The organism is Moraxella sp. (assembly GCF_024227015.1).
In the GTDB taxonomy this organism is placed as follows: domain Bacteria; phylum Pseudomonadota; class Gammaproteobacteria; order Pseudomonadales; family Moraxellaceae; genus Moraxella.
This window is the reverse complement of sequence record NZ_JAAELD010000052.1, coordinates 1-20,760: the sequence shown is the minus strand read 5'-3', so window position 1 is coordinate 20,760 and position 20,760 is coordinate 1. Positions and strand designations below refer to the sequence as shown.

The 20,760-nt window shown below is 48.3% G+C and carries 20 protein-coding genes; 15 read left to right on the top strand and 5 right to left on the bottom strand.

Going from position 1 to position 20,760, the window contains the following annotated elements; translation table 11 throughout:
• From GY683_RS01115 to GY683_RS01095, 5 genes are all read left to right on the top strand, one after another.
• A partial coding sequence (locus GY683_RS01115; RefSeq protein ID WP_297286999.1) for an acyl-CoA dehydrogenase family protein occupies nucleotides 1-710 on the top strand: 710 nt, incomplete at its 5' end.
• Between the two features lie 115 nt (nucleotides 711-825).
• The gene (locus GY683_RS01110) at nucleotides 826-2,439 is read left to right on the top strand and encodes a carboxyl transferase domain-containing protein (RefSeq protein WP_297286998.1); all 1,614 of its coding nucleotides are present in this window, start codon (nucleotides 826-828) and stop codon (nucleotides 2,437-2,439) included.
• Nucleotides 2,440-2,498: 59 nt separating this feature from the next.
• The gene (locus GY683_RS01105) at nucleotides 2,499-3,290 is read left to right on the top strand and encodes an enoyl-CoA hydratase-related protein (protein ID WP_297286997.1); all 792 of its coding nucleotides are present in this window, start codon (nucleotides 2,499-2,501) and stop codon (nucleotides 3,288-3,290) included.
• Nucleotides 3,291-3,335: 45 nt separating this feature from the next.
• Complete coding sequence (locus tag GY683_RS01100; protein ID WP_297286996.1) at nucleotides 3,336-5,312, top strand: acetyl/propionyl/methylcrotonyl-CoA carboxylase subunit alpha; 1,977 nt, start codon at nucleotides 3,336-3,338, stop codon at nucleotides 5,310-5,312.
• 107 nt (nucleotides 5,313-5,419) lie between these two features.
• The gene (locus tag GY683_RS01095; protein WP_297286995.1) at nucleotides 5,420-6,319 is read left to right on the top strand and encodes a hydroxymethylglutaryl-CoA lyase; all 900 of its coding nucleotides are present in this window, start codon (nucleotides 5,420-5,422) and stop codon (nucleotides 6,317-6,319) included.
• Nucleotides 6,320-6,381: 62 nt separating this feature from the next.
• Here the strand turns inward: GY683_RS01095 and GY683_RS01090 are convergent, their stop codons facing one another.
• Nucleotides 6,382-7,272: a LysR family transcriptional regulator gene (locus tag GY683_RS01090; RefSeq protein ID WP_297286994.1), complete on the bottom strand. Its 891-nt coding sequence runs from the start codon at nucleotides 7,270-7,272 to the stop codon at nucleotides 6,382-6,384.
• A 150-nt stretch (nucleotides 7,273-7,422) separates the two neighbouring features.
• Here GY683_RS01090 and GY683_RS01085 point away from each other — a divergent pair, with 150 nt between their 5' ends.
• The 10 genes from GY683_RS01085 to GY683_RS01040 all read left to right on the top strand — a co-directional run bounded on the left by GY683_RS01085 (nucleotide 7,423) and on the right by GY683_RS01040 (nucleotide 16,275).
• Nucleotides 7,423-8,550 carry a YbfB/YjiJ family MFS transporter gene (locus GY683_RS01085; RefSeq protein WP_297286993.1) on the top strand — a complete coding sequence of 376 codons (1,128 nt, stop codon included), beginning with the start codon at nucleotides 7,423-7,425 and terminating at the stop codon, nucleotides 8,548-8,550.
• A 63-nt stretch (nucleotides 8,551-8,613) separates the two neighbouring features.
• Nucleotides 8,614-8,832: a 4-oxalocrotonate tautomerase family protein gene (locus tag GY683_RS01080; RefSeq protein ID WP_297286992.1), complete on the top strand. Its 219-nt coding sequence runs from the start codon at nucleotides 8,614-8,616 to the stop codon at nucleotides 8,830-8,832.
• A gap of 220 nt (nucleotides 8,833-9,052) precedes the next feature.
• The gene (locus GY683_RS01075; protein ID WP_297286991.1) at nucleotides 9,053-9,862 is read left to right on the top strand and encodes a thioesterase family protein; all 810 of its coding nucleotides are present in this window, start codon (nucleotides 9,053-9,055) and stop codon (nucleotides 9,860-9,862) included.
• Between the two features lie 13 nt (nucleotides 9,863-9,875).
• Nucleotides 9,876-10,475: a methyltransferase domain-containing protein gene (locus GY683_RS01070; RefSeq protein WP_297286990.1), complete on the top strand. Its 600-nt coding sequence runs from the start codon at nucleotides 9,876-9,878 to the stop codon at nucleotides 10,473-10,475.
• Between the two features lie 301 nt (nucleotides 10,476-10,776).
• The gene (locus GY683_RS01065) at nucleotides 10,777-11,466 is read left to right on the top strand and encodes an NYN domain-containing protein (protein WP_297286989.1); all 690 of its coding nucleotides are present in this window, start codon (nucleotides 10,777-10,779) and stop codon (nucleotides 11,464-11,466) included.
• 5 nt (nucleotides 11,467-11,471) lie between these two features.
• Entirely contained in the window at nucleotides 11,472-12,743 is a 1,272-nt protein-coding gene (locus tag GY683_RS01060; RefSeq protein ID WP_297286988.1) for a replication-associated recombination protein A, read from the top strand.
• Nucleotides 12,744-12,816: 73 nt separating this feature from the next.
• The gene (locus GY683_RS01055) at nucleotides 12,817-14,001 is read left to right on the top strand and encodes a CynX/NimT family MFS transporter (protein WP_297286987.1); all 1,185 of its coding nucleotides are present in this window, start codon (nucleotides 12,817-12,819) and stop codon (nucleotides 13,999-14,001) included.
• Nucleotides 13,998-14,651: an HI_0552 family protein gene (locus tag GY683_RS01050; RefSeq protein ID WP_297286986.1), complete on the top strand. Its 654-nt coding sequence runs from the start codon at nucleotides 13,998-14,000 to the stop codon at nucleotides 14,649-14,651. The genes GY683_RS01055 and GY683_RS01050 overlap by 4 nt, the downstream gene beginning before the upstream one ends.
• 76 nt (nucleotides 14,652-14,727) lie before the next feature.
• Nucleotides 14,728-15,828, top strand: a complete 1,101-nt coding sequence (gene ribBA, locus GY683_RS01045) for a bifunctional 3,4-dihydroxy-2-butanone-4-phosphate synthase/GTP cyclohydrolase II (RefSeq protein ID WP_297286985.1) — start codon at nucleotides 14,728-14,730, stop codon at nucleotides 15,826-15,828.
• A 216-nt stretch (nucleotides 15,829-16,044) separates the two neighbouring features.
• Complete coding sequence (locus tag GY683_RS01040) at nucleotides 16,045-16,275, top strand: GlsB/YeaQ/YmgE family stress response membrane protein (RefSeq protein WP_297287000.1); 231 nt, start codon at nucleotides 16,045-16,047, stop codon at nucleotides 16,273-16,275.
• A gap of 99 nt (nucleotides 16,276-16,374) precedes the next feature.
• Here GY683_RS01040 and GY683_RS01035 read toward each other — a convergent pair whose 3' ends face one another.
• The 4 genes from GY683_RS01035 to GY683_RS01020 all read right to left on the bottom strand — a co-directional run.
• Nucleotides 16,375-17,001 carry an L-threonylcarbamoyladenylate synthase gene (locus GY683_RS01035; protein ID WP_297286984.1) on the bottom strand — a complete coding sequence of 209 codons (627 nt, stop codon included), beginning with the start codon at nucleotides 16,999-17,001 and terminating at the stop codon, nucleotides 16,375-16,377.
• Nucleotides 16,988-18,172, bottom strand: coding sequence for a DNA-processing protein DprA (gene dprA, locus GY683_RS01030; protein WP_297286983.1), 1,185 nt, complete (start codon nucleotides 18,170-18,172; stop codon nucleotides 16,988-16,990). The genes GY683_RS01035 and dprA overlap by 14 nt, the downstream gene beginning before the upstream one ends.
• Nucleotides 18,173-18,235: 63 nt before the next feature.
• The gene (gene thrC, locus GY683_RS01025) at nucleotides 18,236-19,651 is read right to left on the bottom strand and encodes a threonine synthase (RefSeq protein ID WP_297286982.1); all 1,416 of its coding nucleotides are present in this window, start codon (nucleotides 19,649-19,651) and stop codon (nucleotides 18,236-18,238) included.
• A gap of 69 nt (nucleotides 19,652-19,720) precedes the next feature.
• Nucleotides 19,721-20,760, bottom strand: a 1,040-nt coding sequence (locus GY683_RS01020; protein WP_297286981.1) for a methyltransferase domain-containing protein, incomplete at its 5' end; no start/stop codon positions are given.

Sequence of the window (20,760 nt, the reverse complement as noted above, 5' to 3'; positions counted from 1 at the left end):
TAAATGGCTCAAAAATGTGGATCACCAACGGCGGCGACGCTGATGTCATGGTCGTCTATGCCAAAACCGACCCAAATGCAGGCGCCAAAGGCATCACTGCATTCTTGGTAGAAAAAGGCATGAAAGGATTCAGTCACGGCACGCACTTGGACAAGCTGGGCATGCGCGGCTCGAACACTTATCCGATGTTCTTTGATAACGTAGAAATCCCAGCTGAGAACGTGCTAGGCGGTGTTGGCAATGGCGTGAAGGTACTCATGAGCGGTCTAGATTATGAGCGCGCGGTACTAAGCGGCGGCCCGCTGGGCATCATGGATGCGTGCATGGATCTGGTGATGCCATATGTTCACGAACGCACGCAGTTCGGTCAAGCCATCGGCGAATTCCAGCTCATGCAAGGCAAAATCGCCGACATGTACTCAACCATGCTGGCGTGTAAATCACTGGTTTATGCCGTAGGTGCTGCCTGCGACAAATCAAACCACGATCGCAGCCTACGTAAAGACTGCGCCAGCGCAATCCTATACAGCGCCGAAAAAGCCACCTGGCTAGCTGGCGAAACCATCCAAACACTGGGCGGTAACGGCTACATTAACGAATTCCCAGCAGGACGTCTGTGGCGTGATGCCAAACTATACGAGATCGGCGCAGGCACCTCAGAGATTCGCCGTATGCTGATCGGTCGTGAGCTGTTTAGCGAGACCAAATAATCATAATCGGTAACTACCATCAGGATAAGGGCGCTGACAATCACGCCCTTATCCAAAAATCAAGCTAAGTGATGAGCTAATATTATTTTTAAGGATAAAGAAAAAAGGATGCACCATGACTGCCAACCTAAACGTATTAAATTCCAAAATCAACGTCCGCAGTGACACCTATAAGACCAACCAATCCGCCATGCTGCCATTGGTGCAGGATCTACAAAGCCTATCCGCCAAACTTGCGCTAGGCGGCAGCCAAAAAGCCCGCGAAAAGCACACAGCACGTGGCAAGCTATTGGCGCGCGAGCGTATCAATGCCTTGGTCGATACTGGATCGGCATTCTTGGAAGTTGGACAGCTTGCAGGGCTTAACGTCTACGAAGACGACGTGCCTTGTGCCGGTGTCGTGGCAGGCATCGGTCTAGTAAATGGCGTCATGTGCATGATTGTTGCCAACGATGCCACTGTTAAGGGCGGTACCTATTATCCTTTGACCGTTAAAAAACATCTAAGAGCTCAAGAGATCGCCAAAGAAAACCGCTTGCCTTGTATCTATCTGGTGGACTCTGGTGGTGCGTTCTTGCCATTGCAGGATCAAGTTTTCCCTGACAAAGAGCACTTTGGGCGAATCTTCTATAACCAAGCTCAGATGTCTAAGCTTGGCATTCCTCAGATCGCTGTCGTCATGGGCAGCTGTACCGCAGGCGGTGCGTATGTGCCTGCGATGAGCGATGAGACGATCATCGTTCGTAATCAAGGTACGATTTTCTTGGGTGGTCCACCGTTGGTGAAAGCTGCCACAGGTGAAGTGGTGTCGAGTGAAGACCTAGGTGGTGGTGATGTGCATACTCGTCTATCGGGCGTGGCCGACCATCTGGCAGAGAACGATGAACACGCGCTACTGATCGCGCGTAACATCGTCGCCAACCTAAATTATCCTAAGCAGTCATTACCCAAAGAATTCGATGAACCGATGTTTGACAGCGATGAGCTGTACGGCGTCGTTCCGGCGGATGCCAAGACACCTTTTGACATCCGTGAAGTCATCATGCGCTTAACCGATGGTTCACGATTTGATGAATTTAAGGCACGCTTTGGCACGACATTGGTGACTGGCTTTGCTGAGATCTATGGTCAAAAAGTCGGCATCATCGCCAACAACGGCATCCTATTCTCAGAATCTGCCCAAAAAGGCGCACACTTCATCGAGCTCTGCTGCCAGCGTAAGATTCCACTGCTGTTCTTGCAGAACATCACAGGCTTTATGGTCGGTCAAAAATACGAAAACGAAGGCATCGCCAAGCACGGCGCCAAGCTCGTCATGGCAGTCGCCACCGCCAACGTACCAAAAATTACGCTAGTCATCGGCGGTTCATTCGGCGCTGGTAACTACGGCATGTGTGGTCGTGCGTACTCACCACGCTTTATGTGGACATGGCCAAACTCTCGCATCTCGGTCATGGGCGGCGAGCAGGCAGCCAGCGTGCTATCCACCATCAAGCGCGAACAGATCGAAGGTGCTGGCGGCACATGGTCAGCCGAAGAAGAGAACACCTTCAAAAACCCAATCCGCGAACAGTACGAACATCAAGGTCACCCTTACTATGCTTCTGCCCGCCTGTGGGACGATGGTGTGATTGACCCAGCTCAGAGCCGTCACGTGTTGGGGCTTAGCCTTGCCATTGCCATGAACGCACCGATCGATGAGATGAGCTTTGGCGTGTTCCGCATGTAATTGGCAGGTCTTGTAATCGGCATGACAGATCAACCGTTTAAATTTTATAAGGAAATAAGATGAACAGTTATACCACGATAGAATGCATCATTGATAACCAAATCGCCCATGTCTGGCTAAACCGCCCTGACGTGCACAACGCCTTTAACGCCAATGTCATCAGTGAACTTCATGCTTGCTTTGATGCGCTGGATAAAGAGGCTGACGTACGCGTCATCGTGCTTGGCGGTCGTGGTAAAAGCTTCTCGGCGGGTGCTGATCTGTCATGGATGAAAGAGATGGGGCAAGCAGACTTTGACACCAACTCTGCCGACGCCCTAAAGCTTGCCAAAATGCTAGAGCGCATCGCAACCATACGCCAGCCCACCATCGCGCGCGTGCATGGTGCTGCACTCGGCGGTGGCATGGGACTGGTCAGCGCCTGCGACATCGCGGTAGCTAGCCAAAACGCCAAATTCGCCACATCAGAGGTGCGCCTAGGACTTGCGCCTAGCACCATCAGCCCCTATGTGGTGCGTGCGATCGGCGCAAGACAAGCCAGCCGCTACTTCTTGAGCGCTGAGCGCATCAATGCCAATACGGCTCAGCAGATTGGGCTTGTGCATGAAGTTGCCGAAGATGATGACGGACTTGATGAGATTATCAGTCAGATTATCAGCGAGATCAAAAAAGGCGCACCCAACGCCCAGACCGCCAGCAAAGAACTGATCACCATGGTGGATCATGCCAGCATCAATGACAGCCTACTTAACAGCACCGCTAACCACATCGCCACCGTGCGCACGGGCGATGAAGCCAAATCGGGCCTAGATGCATTCTTGAATAAGCAAACGCCGCACTGGATTAAGTAGCTTTATCTTATTGATAAATTTAATAATTTTAAAAGGACGATTGAAATGTTTAGAAAAATTCTAATTGCTAACCGCGGCGAGATCGCCTGCCGTGTGATCAAAACTTGTAAAAACCTTGGCATCGCCACCGTGGCGGTATATTCAGATGCCGATAAGAACGCCCAACACGTCAAACAAGCGGATGAAGCAGTGCACATTGGCGAATCGCAAGTCTCAAAAAGCTATCTGCTCATGGATAAGATCATCGAAGTTGCCAAGGCGACAGGCGCCGAAGCGATTCATCCTGGTTATGGCTTCTTGTCCGAGAACGACCAATTTGCCAAAGCTTGCGCTGACAATGGCATCGTCTTCATCGGTCCACCAGTCGAAGCGATTCTTGCAATGGGTCTAAAAGCCACCTCAAAAGCCCTCATGGAAAAGGCGAACGTACCGCTAACCCCTGGCTATCACGGTGAGAATCAAGACCCAACCTTCCTAAAAGAACAAGCGGATCGCATCGGCTATCCTGTGCTGATCAAGGCAAGTGCTGGCGGTGGCGGCAAGGGTATGAGCTTGGTTGAGCGTGCAGAGAACTTCCTAGAGAGCCTATCATCTTGTAAGCGTGAAGCGCTGTCTAGCTTCGGCAACGATGATGTCTTGATTGAGCGATACATCGTGAATCCTCGCCATGTGGAGGTACAGATTTTTGGTGACAGCTTTGGCAATGTGGTGCACTTATTTGAGCGCGACTGTTCTGTACAGCGCCGCCACCAAAAAGTCATCGAAGAAGCACCGGCGCCGAACATCAGCGAGGACAAACTAGCCCAGATGCGTACTGCCGCCATCAACGCAGGTCGTGCGGTCGGCTATGTTGGCGCAGGGACGGTCGAGTTCATCGTAGAACAAGACGGCACGGCGTACTTCATGGAGATGAACACCCGCCTGCAAGTCGAGCATCCTGTGACAGAGATGATCACAGGTGTGGATCTGGTGGAATGGCAGCTTCGCGTGGCGTATGGCGAACCACTGCCAAAATCCCAAGACGAACTCACCTCAACAGGTCACGCCCTAGAAGCGCGTATCTATGCTGAGATTCCAGAACAAGGCTATCTGCCAGCAACGGGTAAGATCACCCACCTGTCATATCCTGATGTGACCGATAGCGTGCGTATCGACAGCGGCATCGTGGCAGGCGATGAGATCACCACTTTCTATGATCCGATGATCGCTAAACTCATCGTCTGGGGCAAGAACCGCGACGAAGCCATCGGCAAACTTCGTCACGCGCTATCACAGACGCACATTGACGGGCTGGGCAATAACATCGCCTTCTTGGAGCGCATCTTAAGAACTGACAGCTTCAAAGATGTCAAACTAGACACCAACCTGATCGCTCGCGAAGAAGATTTCTTACTTCGACCGACCATCCAAGTGGACGATGAATTGATCGCCAAGACAGCATTCATTAAGCTCTTAAGCGGACTTGGCAAGGGCAGCATTTGGCAAAAGTCGTCATTATGGCGACTAAACGCCCCAACCACCCAAACCGTCAAAATCGTCCATCAAGACGAGACGCACATGGTGACATTCAGCCATGACAATGACGTATGGACAGCGAATGTGGTCGATAAGAGCTTTACCCTGACAGGCAGCCTAACCGACGATCACACCGCTGACATGACGATCGATGGCAAACGCCAAAACGTGGCATTTAGCCAAAGCGCTGACGGGGTGACGGTATTTGATGATCGCTTCGGTGCCAACGCCATCAAATTCACCCATCCTAAGGCCGACTACGGCACGGATGACGATGGTGACAGTGGCGGTCTGACCGCACCGATGCCAGGCGTGATCGTGGATGTCCGTGTCTCATCAGGTCAAAGCGTCTCAAAAGACGAGATCCTACTGACCATGGAAGCCATGAAAATCGTCTACACCATCAAAGCCCCAGAAGATGGCACGGTGTCAGAAGTGTATTATCAAGCAGGTGATCAGGTCAAAGCCGGCGATGAGCTCGTTGCCTTCGCCCCAAATGACCAATAATGACAGGATGGTAATTCAGAATGGGTGTGTTTGGCAGATGACGAACTAAACTACCCATCTGCCATCCCATGATGGATGCACCTTAACCCTATTTTTAAGGATAAAAAATGAAACCTGACATCAAAATCGTAGAAGTGGGTGCCAGAGACGGCCTACAAAACGAAAAAACACCGCTTAGCGTGGACGACAAGCTTACCCTCATTCAAGGGCTGGCAGATGCCAATTTAAAATTCATCGAAGCAGGCTCATGCGTGTCACCAAAATGGGTGCCACAAATGGCAGGCAGTACGGAGATTTTTGGCAAGCTGCCCACCGATACGGACGTGAGTTTTTCGCTGCTGACGCCGAATCTGCGCGGTTTTGAAGATGCCTTGGCGGTTGGCTGTAAAGAAGTAGCCGTATTCACAGGCGCAAGCGAGACCTTCACCCAAAAGAACATCAACTGTAGCATCGATGAAAGCATAGACAGATTTGCAGACATCTTGGCGCTTGCCAAAGAGCACGACGTCAAGGTGCGCGGCTATGTGTCGTGCGTGGTGGATTGCCCTTATGAAGGCCCAACGGACCCAAAAATCGTCGCCAAAGTCGCACGTCGTCTGTACGATATGGGCTGTTATGAGATCTCGCTGGGCGAGACGATCGGCACCGCCACCCCGAATCGCATCAAAGCCATGCTACAAGCCTGTATGGATGAGCTGGACGTCAGCGTCATCGCAGGGCATTATCACAACACCTACGGCATGGCGATCGCCAACATCTATGAGAGCCTAAACATGGGCGTAAGAATCTTCGATGCCAGCGTGGGCGGTCTTGGCGGCTGTCCTTATGCCAAAGGCGCATCAGGCAATGTCGCCACCGAAGACGTGCATTATCTGATGACAGGGCTTGGCTTATCGACAGGCATCGACATTGATAAACTCGCCAAAGTGAGCGCCGACATCTGCCAAAAGCTCAATCGAGACAACGGCTCGTTGGCGACCAAGGCTTATCTGGCAAACTGTGGCTAATCACCAATTACTCATCCTATTCATTGGAAAAATAAGTCCGCCAAGATCATGTTTTGGCGGACTTATTTTTTACCATCAATGAGTTCATTTTTCAAAAAGCCAATCCACGCCTGCACTTTGGCAGGGAGCAGTCGGGTTGTGGTTAGGACATAGACCCGAATGGGCATAAGCTCCCAATCAGGTAGCACCCTAACCAAAGCACCTGCCTTGACGGCACTCTCCACCACCATGTGTGGCAAGGCAACCACGCCAAGCCCCTGTAAGCCAAGCCGTAGCGTAAACCCCAAACTGTTTGAAAACAGCGAGCCGTCCGCATGAATGATTGACTCTATCCCTTGTTTGTCAAACACTCGCCATTGCCGATTGTAGCCTGCCTTGATACGAATGAGCTTGTGCTGATACAGCTCATCGGGGGTTTGGGGGTTGCCATGTGCATTTAGATAATCTGGCGAAGCGTATAGCCCACCGTCCAAATCAAAACTAAGATGATTGACCAAGCTATCACTGTCCGCCGTCCACAGCCGAATGACCACATCATAAGGCTCGCTCACCAAATCCACCTTGCGAGAATTTAGGTCAAACGACAGCCTTATATCAGGATAGCGTTCACAGAACTTAGGAATAATCGGGGCGATGAGTTCATAGGCAAAGTCCACCGGCAACGAAATTCTAACTTCGCCATGCACCCCTTGCCCAAAATCGCTAATCAGCTCATGGGTTGCCAATGCGTCATCAATGATTTTTTGAGCTTTGTCAAAATACATCTCGCCTGCTTCGGTCAGCTCAATCTTACGTGTGGTACGGTTGAGTAATTGCACGCCAAGCAATTTTTCCAGTCGCTTGATACGCTCGGAAAGTGTGGATTTTGGCATAGAAAGATGAACGCCTGCCTTTGAAAAGCTCTTACTGCGGACAATTTCCACAAAAATTGCCATGTCGTTAAGGTATTGCATGGGGTTTTCTGATTAAACTTTCGTCAAATGCGTGTCAAATTGGGTTGATTGTTCGGTAAGGCGAACACTGTTTTCGGATTTATGATATTTACCTTATTATAAATGGTTGCTAGAATATTTCAATCATTTATACCACCATTTTTTAACACCATGAAATCATCTGCCCTAAAAAATGGACTTGAATCCGCTCTCATACTTGCCCTTGTCATGGGCTTTGGGCGTTTTGCTTATACGGCGTTGTACCCATACATGGTAACAGACGACGTGCTAAGTGTGGCACAAGGGAGCGTTGTCGCCTCAGCGAACTATGTCGGCTACTTAGTCGGGGCGTTGCTTGCTGTGCGTATCAAGGCGGACAAATCCAACGTCTTTGCCTTGATTGCTCTTATTGGCACGAGCGTGTGCCTTGCTCTCATGTCGGTGCTGTCAGGGGCTTTGTGGGTTGGTGCGGTACGGTTTTTGGCAGGGGTGTTTAGTGCTTTGGGTATCGTGTCAGCATCGATGTGGCTACTTGCCAAACAAAAACACACCACCGCCACGCCGCTCATGTACGCAGGCGTTGGGTTTGGCATTGCCTTATCATCGGAGCTTGTGGTGTGGGGCGTGGGGGCAGGCGTAAACTCATCTGGGCTTTGGCTATGGCTTTCGGTGCTTGCTTCGGTGCTGTCGTTACTTGTGCTACATGGACTGTTTTTGCAAAAGTCAAATGAGTGTGGTCAAGCACCTACGCCCTTTATTCAAAATCCTAAACTTACCGCCAATGCACTCATCGCACTCTATGGACTGGCAGGGTTTGGCTATATCATCACCGCCACATATTTGCCACTACTGATAAAAATGGTGTTGCCTGATGTGAATGTGGGGCATGTTTGGGCGGTGTTTGGTTTGTCGGCAGTGCCATCTTGTTTTGTGTGGCATATGATTCATGTTCGTATGGGGACTCGTGTAGCGCTCATTGCCAATTTTACTGCCCAAATCATCGGAGTCATGTTCCCCATCATCATGCCAAACATGGCAGGGTATCTTATGAGTGCCTTGCTCGTGGGCGGTGCGTTTATGGGGACGGTGACGATTGTCATGCCAGTGGCACAAATGATTGCCAAAAACACCGGCAAAAATCTCATCGCCCTAGCCACGCTGTCATACAGTATCGGGCAGATTGTCGGGCCTTTGGTTGCAGGCGGTCTGTATGGGATCACCCAAAGTTTTACTCCCGCTCTTGGGCTTGCCACCGTGGCGTTAATATTGGGTGCGGTCATTTGCCACCAACGGGCATAACTTTACAGTCAATAACGAATAAATTTATCTTTTACCTTAACCACAACAAAATAGGAGCATATCATGCCTTATGTCAATATCAAAGTAACGGGCGGTAGCGAAGCCCCCACCACCGAACAAAAAGCCGAACTCATCAAAGGCGTCACCGAACTGCTTGGGCGAGTGCTAAACAAAAACCCTGCCACCACGGTCGTGGTCATTGACGAGATTGACATGGATAATTATGGGTTGGGCGGTCGCTCCATTACCGAAGTGCGCAAAGCCGCTAAGACGAACGGCTAACACCTGCCCAAAATCACAAAATGCCATCCATGCATGGCATTTTTTTATTGACTTTTTGGTGAAATTATTTTAAATTTTAGAGTCATATGGCGATAATTTTAGGTGCTTTTACTGTCAGAATCTTGCAAATCTTTGACAAGGATTTTACCAATTAAACTGATCAGCGCAGCGAGACTTTTGATTTATCGATCCACACCTATTTACACAAAAAGGAGTTTGTATGCGTGCTTATTATGAGCCAATCAGTCGCAGCGTCAATGATGACACCACCACCGCACATTATCAATCCACCGATTACGCCCAAGGTGCTTGGAATCCATTCGAACAGCACATGGCTGTCGCCACCGGGCTGATGGCACGTGAGCTTGAGCGGTTTTTTTCGCGAGATGATTTGGTGATTGCACGTCTGAGTCTAGACGTTCTGGGTGTGATTTATCAGGGTGAGACGGTCGTTCGCACACGTTTCATTCGCACAGGGCGCACGATTGAGCTGATCGAGAGCACTTTATCCACTTTTGACAAGAATGGCACCGAGCGAGTTAGCATCATCATGCGTGCTTGGCGACTTGCTGTCAGTGACACGAGCGCGATTGCAGGGACTGAGGACACTTCTTGTAGTCCCATCGATCTGCCGGACTGGGATGGCATGAGCGTCTGGGACAGCGGCTATATTAATACACTAAAGGCGAAAGTCGCCCATCACCGTACCGGCAAAAGCCTAGTATGGTTCGACACTGACATCGAGATGGTAGCAGGCGAACCGACATCAGACTTCGTCCATCTAATCGGTATGGTCGATACCGCCAATGGCATCGCCATGCGCACCAAGGACAGAGCGTGGATTTTCCCCAGCATTGACCTACAGATTCATCTGTATCGCATCCCTACAGGGCGATGGCTAGGACTAGATACCGTACAGCAGATCGGCGGGAATGGCGTGGGGCTGACGAGCAGTGTTCTGCATGATGAGCATGGCTCATTTGGGCGTGCAGAACAGATTCTAACCGTTCGCCACATTGGCAAATCCTAAATAGGAGCATGGCATGGACGTTAATCAAGCCCAGTTTTGGCAAGAGCGCTACAAAGCCAACCAAACAGGTTGGGACCTAGGACAAGTATCACCCCCATTGCAGGCGTATTTTGACACGCTGACCGATAAATCTGTGCGACTGCTCATCGTCGGATCAGGTAACGCCCACGAAGCCCGTTATTTACACGAGCTAGGCTTTACCAATGTTCATGTGCTTGACATTGTACCGTCTGTGCTGAATAACTTTGCCAAAGCCAATCCTACATTTGATCCCAAGCGCTTGATTTGTCATGATTTTTTTGATGTGCATACGCTTGGTTTGGGGCAGTTTGACATCATCATAGAGCAGACTTTTTTGTGTGCGATAGACCCAAACCGCCGTGATGAATACGCTCGCCAAGTGCATCGCTTACTTGCCAACAAGGGGCGACTGGTGGGCGTGCTGTTTGATTGTGAGTTTGAGAGCAGTCCACCATTTGGGGGTAGTATGGCGGAGTATCGAGCGTTGTTTGAGCCGTATTTTGACATACAGATTATGGAGCGGTGTTACAACTCGGTCAAGCCCAGAGCGGGGCGAGAGATGTTTATCAATCTTGTGAAAAGGGGTGGATAATGGCATAATGGGGCGAAAGCCCTTTTTATTTTGGTAATTTTTACTCATGCCAAACGACAATAAAAACTTTAGAATTGGCATATACTTCGTTTCAATTTGATACGGGAAACCATGAATACCGAAAAATTGATCTATGAAACCGACCGAGAATTTTCCGAAAGCAACCGATGAAACCGCCCATTTCCCTTGACTTTTTGCCAAAATACGCTACAATAAAACCATCCAACCCATAGCAGTAAGCCTTTTTTATTATCCAAAAAGTGCCGAGCCTTTGGGTTTTTTTGTATCTATTGGGGGCAAAATGCGAGTAGCAATTTTTATTGACGGGGCGTTTTTTATCAAAAGGGTTCGTCATTTTGAGCCGCAACATACCTACAACGCCAAACGTATGGCGGATTTGGCATTTAGCATGGCAATCGCTCATCTTAACCCCAAGAAAAAAGCACAAAGCGATGAATTATATCGTATTTTCTTTTATGATTGTACGCCCCTTGAAAAGAAAATGCACAATCCCATCACCAAAAAAGCCGTTGATTTTGGGCAATCCCAAGAAGCCATTTTCCGCAAGAAACTACACCAAGAAATTATCAAAAAGCGTAAATTTGCTCTGCGTTTGGGCAAATTGTCCGACACATCGGTCGCATGGCATATCAAACCTGCCGTCCAACAATTATTATTAAAAAACAAAAAAGCATGGCATGAATTGGATGAAAATGATGTTGCCATCAACGTCAGTCAAAAAGGCGTGGACATGAGAATCGGACTGGATATTGCATCCGTTACACTCAAAAAACAAGTCGACAAAATCATCTTAATCTCAGGCGATTCGGATTTTGTGCCTGCATCCAAATTGGCTCGCCGTGAAGGCATGGAATTTGTGCTAGACCCCATGTGGCAAAAAATCCCTGATGATTTATTTGAACATATTGACGGCTTGACCAGTACTTATGTGCGTAAAGTTTTATCAGATAATTCCCCATTGACACCATAACCACCATGACCCCAAACACCCCCCTTGCTGAACGAGTCCGCCCAAAACAGCTCTCCGACATCATCGGACAGACGCACCTATTGGGCGACAATGCCCCCATTAGCCGTATGATTGCCCACAACCACTTGCCAAGCTTGATTTTGCATGGTGAAGCAGGGATTGGCAAGACCACATTGGCAAGGCTACTTGCCAATGCTGTTGGGCGTGAATTTCATCTATTATCCGCCCTTGATTTGACCGTCAAGGAATTGCGTGAGCTGATAGACGGTAGTAAAGGCATGGCAGGCGGTTTGGATTTTGGCTCGCCGGTGCTTTTTATTGATGAGATTCATCGCTTTAACAAAGCCCAACAAGACGCTCTACTTGGGGCGGTTGAGTCTGGCAAGATTACCTTGATTGGGGCGACCACCGAAAATCCGTCTTTTAGCGTAAACAACGCCTTGCTCTCTCGCTGTCAAGTGTACCGCTTAGAGCCACTGACCGTTGATGAATTGGTGCAAGTGCTACAAAGGGCGTTGGCGACCGATACACTTTTGAAAAATTTTACCATACAAGGCGACCTTGCCAATATCGCACGCCTTGCCAGTGGGGACGCTCGTAAGGCGTTGAATTTATTAGAAATCGCCTGCCAAAATTCGGACAATCACACCCTAATCATAGACGACACCCTGCTCCAAAACATCGCCCAAACCGTACTCCCACGCTACGACAGGGCAGGCGATATGCACTACGACATCATCTCGGCATTCATCAAATCGGTGCGTGGCTCGGACGCTGACGCCAGCATTTATTGGCTCGCTCGTATGCTGACCGCTGGCGAAGACCCTGCGTTTATCGCAAGGCGACTGGTGATTTTGGCAAGCGAAGACATCGGACTTGCCAACCCCAACGCCCTACTGCTTGCCGACACCGCCTTGCGTTCGGTGCAGTCTATCGGTATGCCCGAAGCCCGCATTATCCTTGCCCAAGCGACCGTCTATCTTGCCACATCGCCCAAATCCAACAGCACCTACACCGCCATTAACGAAGCCCTTGCCTTTGTCAAAAACGACAACTCGCCCGTACCGCTCCACCTAAGAAATGGCGTAACCGAACTCATGAAACAATCAGGCTATGGCGTGGATTATGTCTATCCGCACGATTATGCCAATCATTATTATCCCCAAACGTATTTGCCTGATAATTTGATTGGCAAGCGTTTTTATCATTTTGCCGACAATCAAAAAGAGCAAGCAAATTTTAATTTTATGAATTGGTTAAAGACAAGTGTTCCATGATGTAGTAAATTAATTGAAGATTTTATATTTAAAATAAACTACTTAACCAGCCAATAAGCCTTAGGTGTTCCACGTGAAACAATCAAAAGTCACAGCCATCCCACTTGCTCTACTCGCCATCGCACTCATTCTGCTTGCTGTTAACATGCGCGCGCCGATTGTCATGTTGGGATCGCTTGCACCAATCCTAAAAGACACGCTGGGTCTGACAGACGGCATGATCGGCTGGCTTGGCGCACTGCCAATGCCCGCCTTCGCGATCGGCTCACTGTTATCGCCTTATCTTGCTAGACGTCTAGGACTTGAGCAGACCTTAATCTTAATGGTAGGACTGCTGAGTCTTGCACTTGGTGTGCGCGTTTTGGGCGATGCTGGACTATTCTTCGTTGGCACGGGCGTGATGGCACTTGCAATTGGCTTTATGAACACACTTGGTGCACCACTCATCAAAAAACACGCGCCCAACCACATCGCACTAATGACGGGTCTGCTCAGCCTATGTATGTCGCTTTTTGCGGGTGCGGTGGCTTGGGCTGTGCTACCGATGACGCAAGCTTTTGGATGGCAAATTAGCATGGGCTCATGGGCGGTAGTCGGTGTGATGACACTCATCGTCTGGCTGATGATCGCCAAGCGTAGCCAGTCTAACAGCACCGTAACAAGCCAAGGCAAATCAAACTTCAATCCATGGGCGGACATTAATGCGTGGGCACTGGCAGCGTTCATGGGCATTCAGTCACTGCTGTTCTATGGGATGGCGGCATTCTTGCCAATGATCGGGGCTGCCAAGGGGCTGCCACTACATCGCGCGACTGAGCTTGCGCTCACCTTTCAGATTGCCGCACCGTTTACTATTATCACCTTAACCTATCTCATCAAGCGCGGCGCGCCTGTACGTGTTACGGCTGTAGTCGCTGCCATCTTAGATGCTGTTGGTGTGGCTGGGCTGATTTATATGCCAGAGTATCTGCATCTGTGGTCTTTATTAATGGGGCTGGGCGCAGCGTCTATTTTTACCCTATCTCTGATGATGTTCTCGCTGCGCACACATGATGCCGAGACCGCTCGTGATGTGTCAGGCATGGTGCAGGCAGTGGGTTATACGATTGCATTTTTTGGTCCTGTACTGCTTGGTAAGCTGTTTGAGATTTATCAAGATTGGCACATGCCACTTATGGCATTTTTGGCGCTCATGGTTGCCAACATCTATTTTGCTTGGTTCGCCACGCGCCCTTATATGTTTGAAAGCAAGTCATGATCACCCAAAGGCACACTCATATTCTGGACAAGCCACACTCGCAAATCAAACTGCTAAAGCGTGATCATGCGGATAATCTGCCCACCATCAAGGCAAATCACCAAAGCGCATGGCGAGATTTTAAGGCTTTCATTCTGTCTGTCTATGCCAATCTGCCCACACAATTCGGCCCGCCACACATCGAAAAATGGTGCAACGGCTGGCAGATTCGCAATCACTTTTTTGCTTATTTTAAATACGACGCCCATCTTGGCAATGCGCCGATCATTAGTATTATCTTGAACAAAAAACGCCTCATGATTCAGCTTGACTGGCACGCCTACAAGGCAGCACAATCGGCATCTACATTGGCTAACTTTAATGCATGGATGGATGCTGACTTATCCAAGGTTGTGGGTGGTGATTTGCCGTTTTATTATTGGATGAATGACATTGATGAATACGGCGAATTTATGCCGATGAATAGATTTTATCATGACTTTGATGATCAATATCTAGACACCAACACCGCTTGGTGCCGAGTTGGCACTTATATTTTGGCAGAGAATTTGGATAATTTTGATGCTGATTCACTGGTAAATTGGGCAGTGCAAACCATCACGATACTGTCTGATTTATATCGACATTGTCATGGCAAATTGACCGATTAAGATTTTGATCATCCCCTTTATAAAATCCAAACCATCCCCATATTCTTATAAAATTATCAACTTAGGCAGACCTCCCATGGCACTAAATACCGCACAAGAAATCATCGAAGACATCAAAGCCGGCAAAATGGTCATCTTAATGGATGACGAAGACCGCGAGAATGAAGGCGACATCGTCATGGCAGCAACGCACGTGCGCGCCGAAGACATCAATTTCATGATTAAATACGCACGCGGTCTTGTGTGCCTAACCCTATCAGAAGAGCGCTGCAAACAGCTTGAGCTGCCACTCATGAGCGACAAGAACGGCGCCAAATTCAGCACCAACTTCACCTTATCAATCGAAGCTGCCGAGGGTGTCACCACAGGCATCTCAGCAGCTGATCGTGCCCGCACCATTCAAGCAGCGGTCGCGCCATTTGCCAAACCATCAGACATCGTTCAGCCTGGGCATATTTTCCCCATCATGGCAAGAAAAGGCGGTGTACTGCATCGCGCTGGTCATACAGAAGCAGGCTGTGACCTAGCACGCCTTGCAGGGCTTGAGCCTGCAGCGGTGATCTGTGAGATCATCAAAGAAGATGGCGAGATGGCGCGCCGCGCTGATCTTGAGGTGTTCGCAGCAGAACACGGCCTAAAAATCGGCACCATCGCCGACCTAATCCACTATCGCATGACCAATGAGCAAACCGTAGAACTCATCGACAGCCGTGAGTTTGACAGCGAATTTGGTCAATTTACCCTACACCGCTTCCAAGAATATGGTGCAAGCGAGATTCATATCGCCCTAACCAAAGGCGAGCCATCCGAGGGCGTAGCGACCGTCCGTGTTCACAGCCTAAATCCACTTCGCGACCTATTGGGTGCAAGCGACAGCACCACAGGCAAATCGGGCTGGGACATCCGAGCCGCTCTAAAAGAAATCAGTCAAAACGATCGCGGTGTATTCGTCTGGATCGATAATGGCGCACCCGTGGATCTAAGCGACGCCTTGGATAAATGCAAAGCTAATAACAGCATCCACGAAGCCCAAGAGCCGTACCGCAGCATCGGTGTGGGCGCGCAGATCCTAAGACTGCTAGGCGTTCGTGACATGCGTCTATTGTCCAGCCCTGCCAAATTTAACGTATCGGGCTTTGATCTAAATATCGTAGAATCTGTCGCCGCACCAAAATGACCCAAACCAACACCCAACACCAACGCTAGTCACATAAGTTAACATTTTGGTTAATTTTTGGTCAGATAACGGAATTTTGCGACACAGCTTATACAATTATCTGGCTGATTTGACTATCAAAACCGCCTCAGTTATGTATAATGAAATCAAGGTTAATTGCTAGACCCCAATCATTAACATAACTTGAGGAAATTAAAAATGGCATGGCTTTAGACAATTATTATTGGATTTATCGTAGGTTTATTGGCGCGTGCAATCAAGCCAGGTGCTAACAGCATGGGATGGATTCTAACCATCATTCTAGGTATTGTAGGTGCATTCGTGGGTGGTCTAATCGCTAGCGGCTTAGGCATTCACGCTGATGGTGGTTTTGGTGGCTTAGTACTTTCTGTGATCGGTGCGATCATTGTACTGTTCATCTATGAGTTTATCGCTAAGCGCACCTAATTCATAGCATTTACAATATAAAAAGACAGGTTTTATGCCTGTCTTTTTATTTGCTTGTTGTATTCATTATGATTTGAATGTTCCACGTGGAACATTCAATTATCTTAATACATCACCTTTCATCAGATCAATAATCTTGCTCGGCTTAGTAAACCCTAAACCATCTGCGTTAAGATACGCTACTTGATTACCAAAATACGCCATCGCTTCATCAAGTGTGGTGGCAGATGGTGCACCGCTGATATTGCAACTGGTAGATACCAAAAAACCAAAAGGGTTTTCGAGGCTGGTTAATTGATTGCAAATCTGAGCTAATGTCGGATGATGCGTCACGCGCACCGCCAAAGTATCAAAGCCGCCCGTTAGTAGGCTGGGTAATTTAACCAACTTAGATACCGGCATGAGATAGGTTTGGGCTTGATCGGCGGTACGGACATCAAAATCATCATTTGCTTTTTGAAGCTTTTGTAAAACATCGCGCTGTAGCTCATGGGGTAGATCCTGTAATAGCGGCGTAACTTTGGCAGCACTGTCAGTCAATACAATCAGCCCCTTATGCTCAGGGCGTGCTTTTAGCTCAAAAATCCGCTCAATGGCTGATGTATTAAAAGCATCACAGCCCAGCCCCCACACGCTTTCACTAGGATAGGCAAGTACACCGCCTAAGCGTAAGAAATTCACCACATTAGGGATTTGATCAACATTAAAAATTTTAGGTTCGCACATATCGACCTCCAGCTTGCGCCACCAACCCCAATAATTCAAGCTCCATCAGCTGAGCCAGCAGGCTACCCGTATCCATGCCAGTACTTGCAACCAAAGCATCTAAATCCTTAGGTTCGCTACCAAGCCTCGATATCAAAAGCGCCAAATGATTCGGCACTACAGGCACGAAGGGCTCAGCCTTGGTAGAGAGCTTAAGCTCCTCCGAGGAAGCTTGTTCATCACTAAATGCCGAAACGCCACGCGAAAATGTCTTAGGCAGCGCAGTATAAGCACTCTCACCTTGGATGTCTTCTAAGATCTGATCTGGATGATAAATGAGCGTCGCACCCTCTCGAATGAGATGATGACAACCCTCAGCATTCTTATTATCAATCAAGCTTGGCACGGCAAAGACTTGTTTGCCTTGTTCAGCGGCCAGACGAGCCGTGATGAGTGAACCGCTTTGCAGCGCAGCTTCTGTAACCACGGTCGCTAATGATAATCCTGCCACCAATCGATTACGACGTGGAAAAGTATGCTTACTGGCAGGAGTACTTGGCAGCAACTCAGTAATCAGCACACCGCCGTCTTGGATGATTTGTGCGAATAATGCATTATGATTCTTAGGATAGCAGACATCGATGCCCGTACCCATCACGCCAATGGTACATCCCAATGTGTCATCTTGAGATAAGGCACCAAGATGCGCGGCGCGATCAACCCCTTGCGCCAGACCGCTGGTAATACTAAAACCCGACTGCACCAGATATTGCGCCATATCAAAGGTGATCTTTTGCGCGTGCTCAGTTGGATTACGACTGCCGACGATGGCGATTTTTTTATCCATAAGCCGAGCAACATTACCGCGATAAAACAGTACAGGCGGCGGATCATAGATATTGGTTAATTGAACGGGATATGCCTCATCATCGCAGAATAACACGCCATACACACCCCGATTGACGTCATCCGACACTTTATTGACGAATGCCATCACATCATCCACATCTTCCCATCTTTTGATGTGGGCGACATGAATCGACAATGAACGCCACGCTTCGACAGGCTGGCTTAGCGCAGACTTAGGATCACTAAAAGCACCCATCAGCTTATAATAAGACGATAGCGATGTATTAACGATGTACCAAAGCGCCAAAGTGGCCGTGTGCGCATTTAAAGTTTGATAAGACATATTTATAATAAGCAGATAAAAACAGCCAAATCGTCATGATTTTGGCTGTTTTTTATGGTGGATTTATTTGGCAGTGACTACATTTTTGATCTGTTCTGCTACCAGACGAGCGTCATTTTCTAGAATGGTTACGAACTGCTCTTTGTCTTCTAGTCCCACAGTATGCTTAGGTCTTGGTAGGTCAATTTGACCCAAAGCTTCTGTCATGGTTTCTTCAAATTTAATCGGCAAGGCAGTCTCAGCCACGACAATTTTTTCGTTGGCTTGTTTGACGTCTAGTGCCACCTTGACGCCATCGGCTGTGTGCGGATCGATTAGCCTGCCGGTCTCAGTGTGTACTTTTTTGATGGTGTCTAGACGGTCGGCGTGGATGGATTTACCAGACACGAAGCCAAACTTGTCATTGATGTCGCTTAATTTATCTTTTAGATCAAAGCCCTTACCAGTTCTCACATCGTTGAATAAGGTGTTAACCTTGCTGGCGTCTTTATCAAGCAGAAGATAAATAAAACGCTCAAAATTAGACGCTTTTGAAATGTCCATCGACGGGCTAGACGTTACGAAAGTCTCGCTTGCCTTTCTTGGCGCATAATTACCAGTGGCAAAAAATTCATTTAGCACGTCATTTTCGTTGGTAGCGACAATAAGGCGATCGATCGGCAAGCCCATTTCACGAGCAATATGCCCTGCGCAGATGTTACCAAAGTTGCCCGATGGCACGCAGAAGCTCACTTTCTCATCATTGCTGTTCGTCGCACCAAAATAGCCCTTAAAGTAATAAACAATCTGAGCCAAGATACGACCCCAGTTGATTGAATTGACCGTACCAAGGCTATATCTCGCCTTAAAATCAGCATCTTCTTGTAGAGCCTTTACGATGTCTTGGCAGTCATCGAACATTCCGTTGATGGCGATATTATGGATGTTGTCATCATCTAGGCTATACATCTGCGCACGCTGAAAGGCGCTCATCTTGCCATGTGGCGACATCATAAAGACATGGATATTATCCTTACCACGCAGCGCATATTCTGCTGCGCTACCCGTATCGCCAGACGTTGCGCCAATGATGGTCAGTCTTTCGCCTTTTTGCTTTAAGACGTATTCAAAAACATTACCCAAAAATTGCATCGCCATGTCTTTAAAAGCAAGCGTTGGACCATTGGACAACTCGAGCAAATACACATCGTCATACAGGTGTGTCACTGGCGTGATGTCGTCTGAATTAAACACCGCTTTGGTGTAGGTTTTGTCGATTAGAGCTTTTAAATCATCACTTGGAATGTCGGTCGCAAATAGCGACATGATCTCAAAGGCAAGCTCGGTATAAGACAGCGAACGCCATTTATCCAAAGTTGCACGGTCAATTTGCGGATACACCTCTGGCAGCATCAAACCACCATCAGGAGCAAGACCCATCAATAGAACGTCACTAAACTGCATGGGAGCGGTGTTACCACGAGTACTGATGTATTGCATAAATTTTCCAAATAAAAAGTTTAGAATAAAAGAAATTAGCCAAATTTTAGCACAGTTTGGCAAATGCCGTTACACTTTTTGTAGCAACGCATAATAAAACCCGTCTCCGTCATCGTCATTTAACGGCAAACATTGATAACCCACGGCTTGCTTGATTTGATTGGGTAAGGTCAATTCAAAATCCACCGTTTTGGCGGTTGGTGTATTAGCAAGGAAATTTGTGATTTGGCGTTCGTTTTCCGCCTTCAACAAGGAGCAGGTAATATAGAGCAAATGCCCGCCCACCGCCAGATTTTGCCACAGATTTTGTAAAATTTTAGCTTGTAAGGCGACCGTTTGGGCGACATCTTGCTCGGTGCGAAGTAGGGCAATGTCAGGGTGTCGCCTGATAACCCCCGTGGCGGTACACGGAGCGTCAAGCACGATGACATCAAAGGGCGTATCCGTCTGATAACTCGTGCCGTCCGCACAAATCACGTCCGCCTTGTCCGCCAACTGCAAACGAGCCAAGTTGTCATGCACACGGTTTAGGCGTTTTTCATCATTATCCAGTGCCGTGATATGTTCCACGTGAAACACATCATTTGACAGTTCGAGCATTTGAGCCAATTTCCCACCAGGGGCGGTGCAAGCGTCCAATAATCTTAGGTTTTTGGGTAAGTTTAACGCCTTTAAAATATGCCCACAAAGCTGGGCATGGCGGTCTTGCACACTCACAAAGCCGTCTTGAAAATGGGGCAAGGATTGCACTTTTTGCGAAGTGGTCAGCTTAATCACACGCTCGTGTGCCACGCCAAGCGGTAGGATTTCATGGGCGATATTGGCAGAATTTAACAAATCGGCATAATTATCCAGCGTGCTAAATTTGCCATTAACACGCAAAAATATCGGAGCAGGCTTTCGCAGATTTTGCCCCAAATTTTCATAATAATCGCCCCAATCTTGCTTTAATTCTTTGGCAAGCCAATTAGGTAGGCTGTGATTTTTATTGACCTTTTTGGCGAATTTTTCTTTTTTGTCCGCCACTTTTCGTAATAGGGCGTTAATGAGTCCCACGCCATAATTTTTATTTAAAGATTTGACCGCATTTAATGTTTCGTTGATAATGG

Coding starts and splice junctions, on each gene's coding strand:
- GY683_RS01110 (WP_297286998.1), top strand. CDS start 826: ATGACTGCCAACCTAAACGTATTAAATTCCAAAATCAACGTCCGCAGT.
- GY683_RS01105 (WP_297286997.1), top strand. CDS start 2,499: ATGAACAGTTATACCACGATAGAATGCATCATTGATAACCAAATCGCC.
- GY683_RS01100 (WP_297286996.1), top strand. CDS start 3,336: ATGTTTAGAAAAATTCTAATTGCTAACCGCGGCGAGATCGCCTGCCGT.
- GY683_RS01095 (WP_297286995.1), top strand. CDS start 5,420: ATGAAACCTGACATCAAAATCGTAGAAGTGGGTGCCAGAGACGGCCTA.
- GY683_RS01090 (WP_297286994.1), bottom strand. CDS start 7,272: ATGCAATACCTTAACGACATGGCAATTTTTGTGGAAATTGTCCGCAGT.
- GY683_RS01085 (WP_297286993.1), top strand. CDS start 7,423: ATGAAATCATCTGCCCTAAAAAATGGACTTGAATCCGCTCTCATACTT.
- GY683_RS01080 (WP_297286992.1), top strand. CDS start 8,614: ATGCCTTATGTCAATATCAAAGTAACGGGCGGTAGCGAAGCCCCCACC.
- GY683_RS01075 (WP_297286991.1), top strand. CDS start 9,053: ATGCGTGCTTATTATGAGCCAATCAGTCGCAGCGTCAATGATGACACC.
- GY683_RS01070 (WP_297286990.1), top strand. CDS start 9,876: ATGGACGTTAATCAAGCCCAGTTTTGGCAAGAGCGCTACAAAGCCAAC.
- GY683_RS01065 (WP_297286989.1), top strand. CDS start 10,777: ATGCGAGTAGCAATTTTTATTGACGGGGCGTTTTTTATCAAAAGGGTT.
- GY683_RS01060 (WP_297286988.1), top strand. CDS start 11,472: ATGACCCCAAACACCCCCCTTGCTGAACGAGTCCGCCCAAAACAGCTC.
- GY683_RS01050 (WP_297286986.1), top strand. CDS start 13,998: ATGATCACCCAAAGGCACACTCATATTCTGGACAAGCCACACTCGCAA.
- ribBA (WP_297286985.1), top strand. CDS start 14,728: ATGGCACTAAATACCGCACAAGAAATCATCGAAGACATCAAAGCCGGC.
- GY683_RS01035 (WP_297286984.1), bottom strand. CDS start 17,001: ATGTGCGAACCTAAAATTTTTAATGTTGATCAAATCCCTAATGTGGTG.
- dprA (WP_297286983.1), bottom strand. CDS start 18,172: ATGTCTTATCAAACTTTAAATGCGCACACGGCCACTTTGGCGCTTTGG.
- thrC (WP_297286982.1), bottom strand. CDS start 19,651: ATGCAATACATCAGTACTCGTGGTAACACCGCTCCCATGCAGTTTAGT.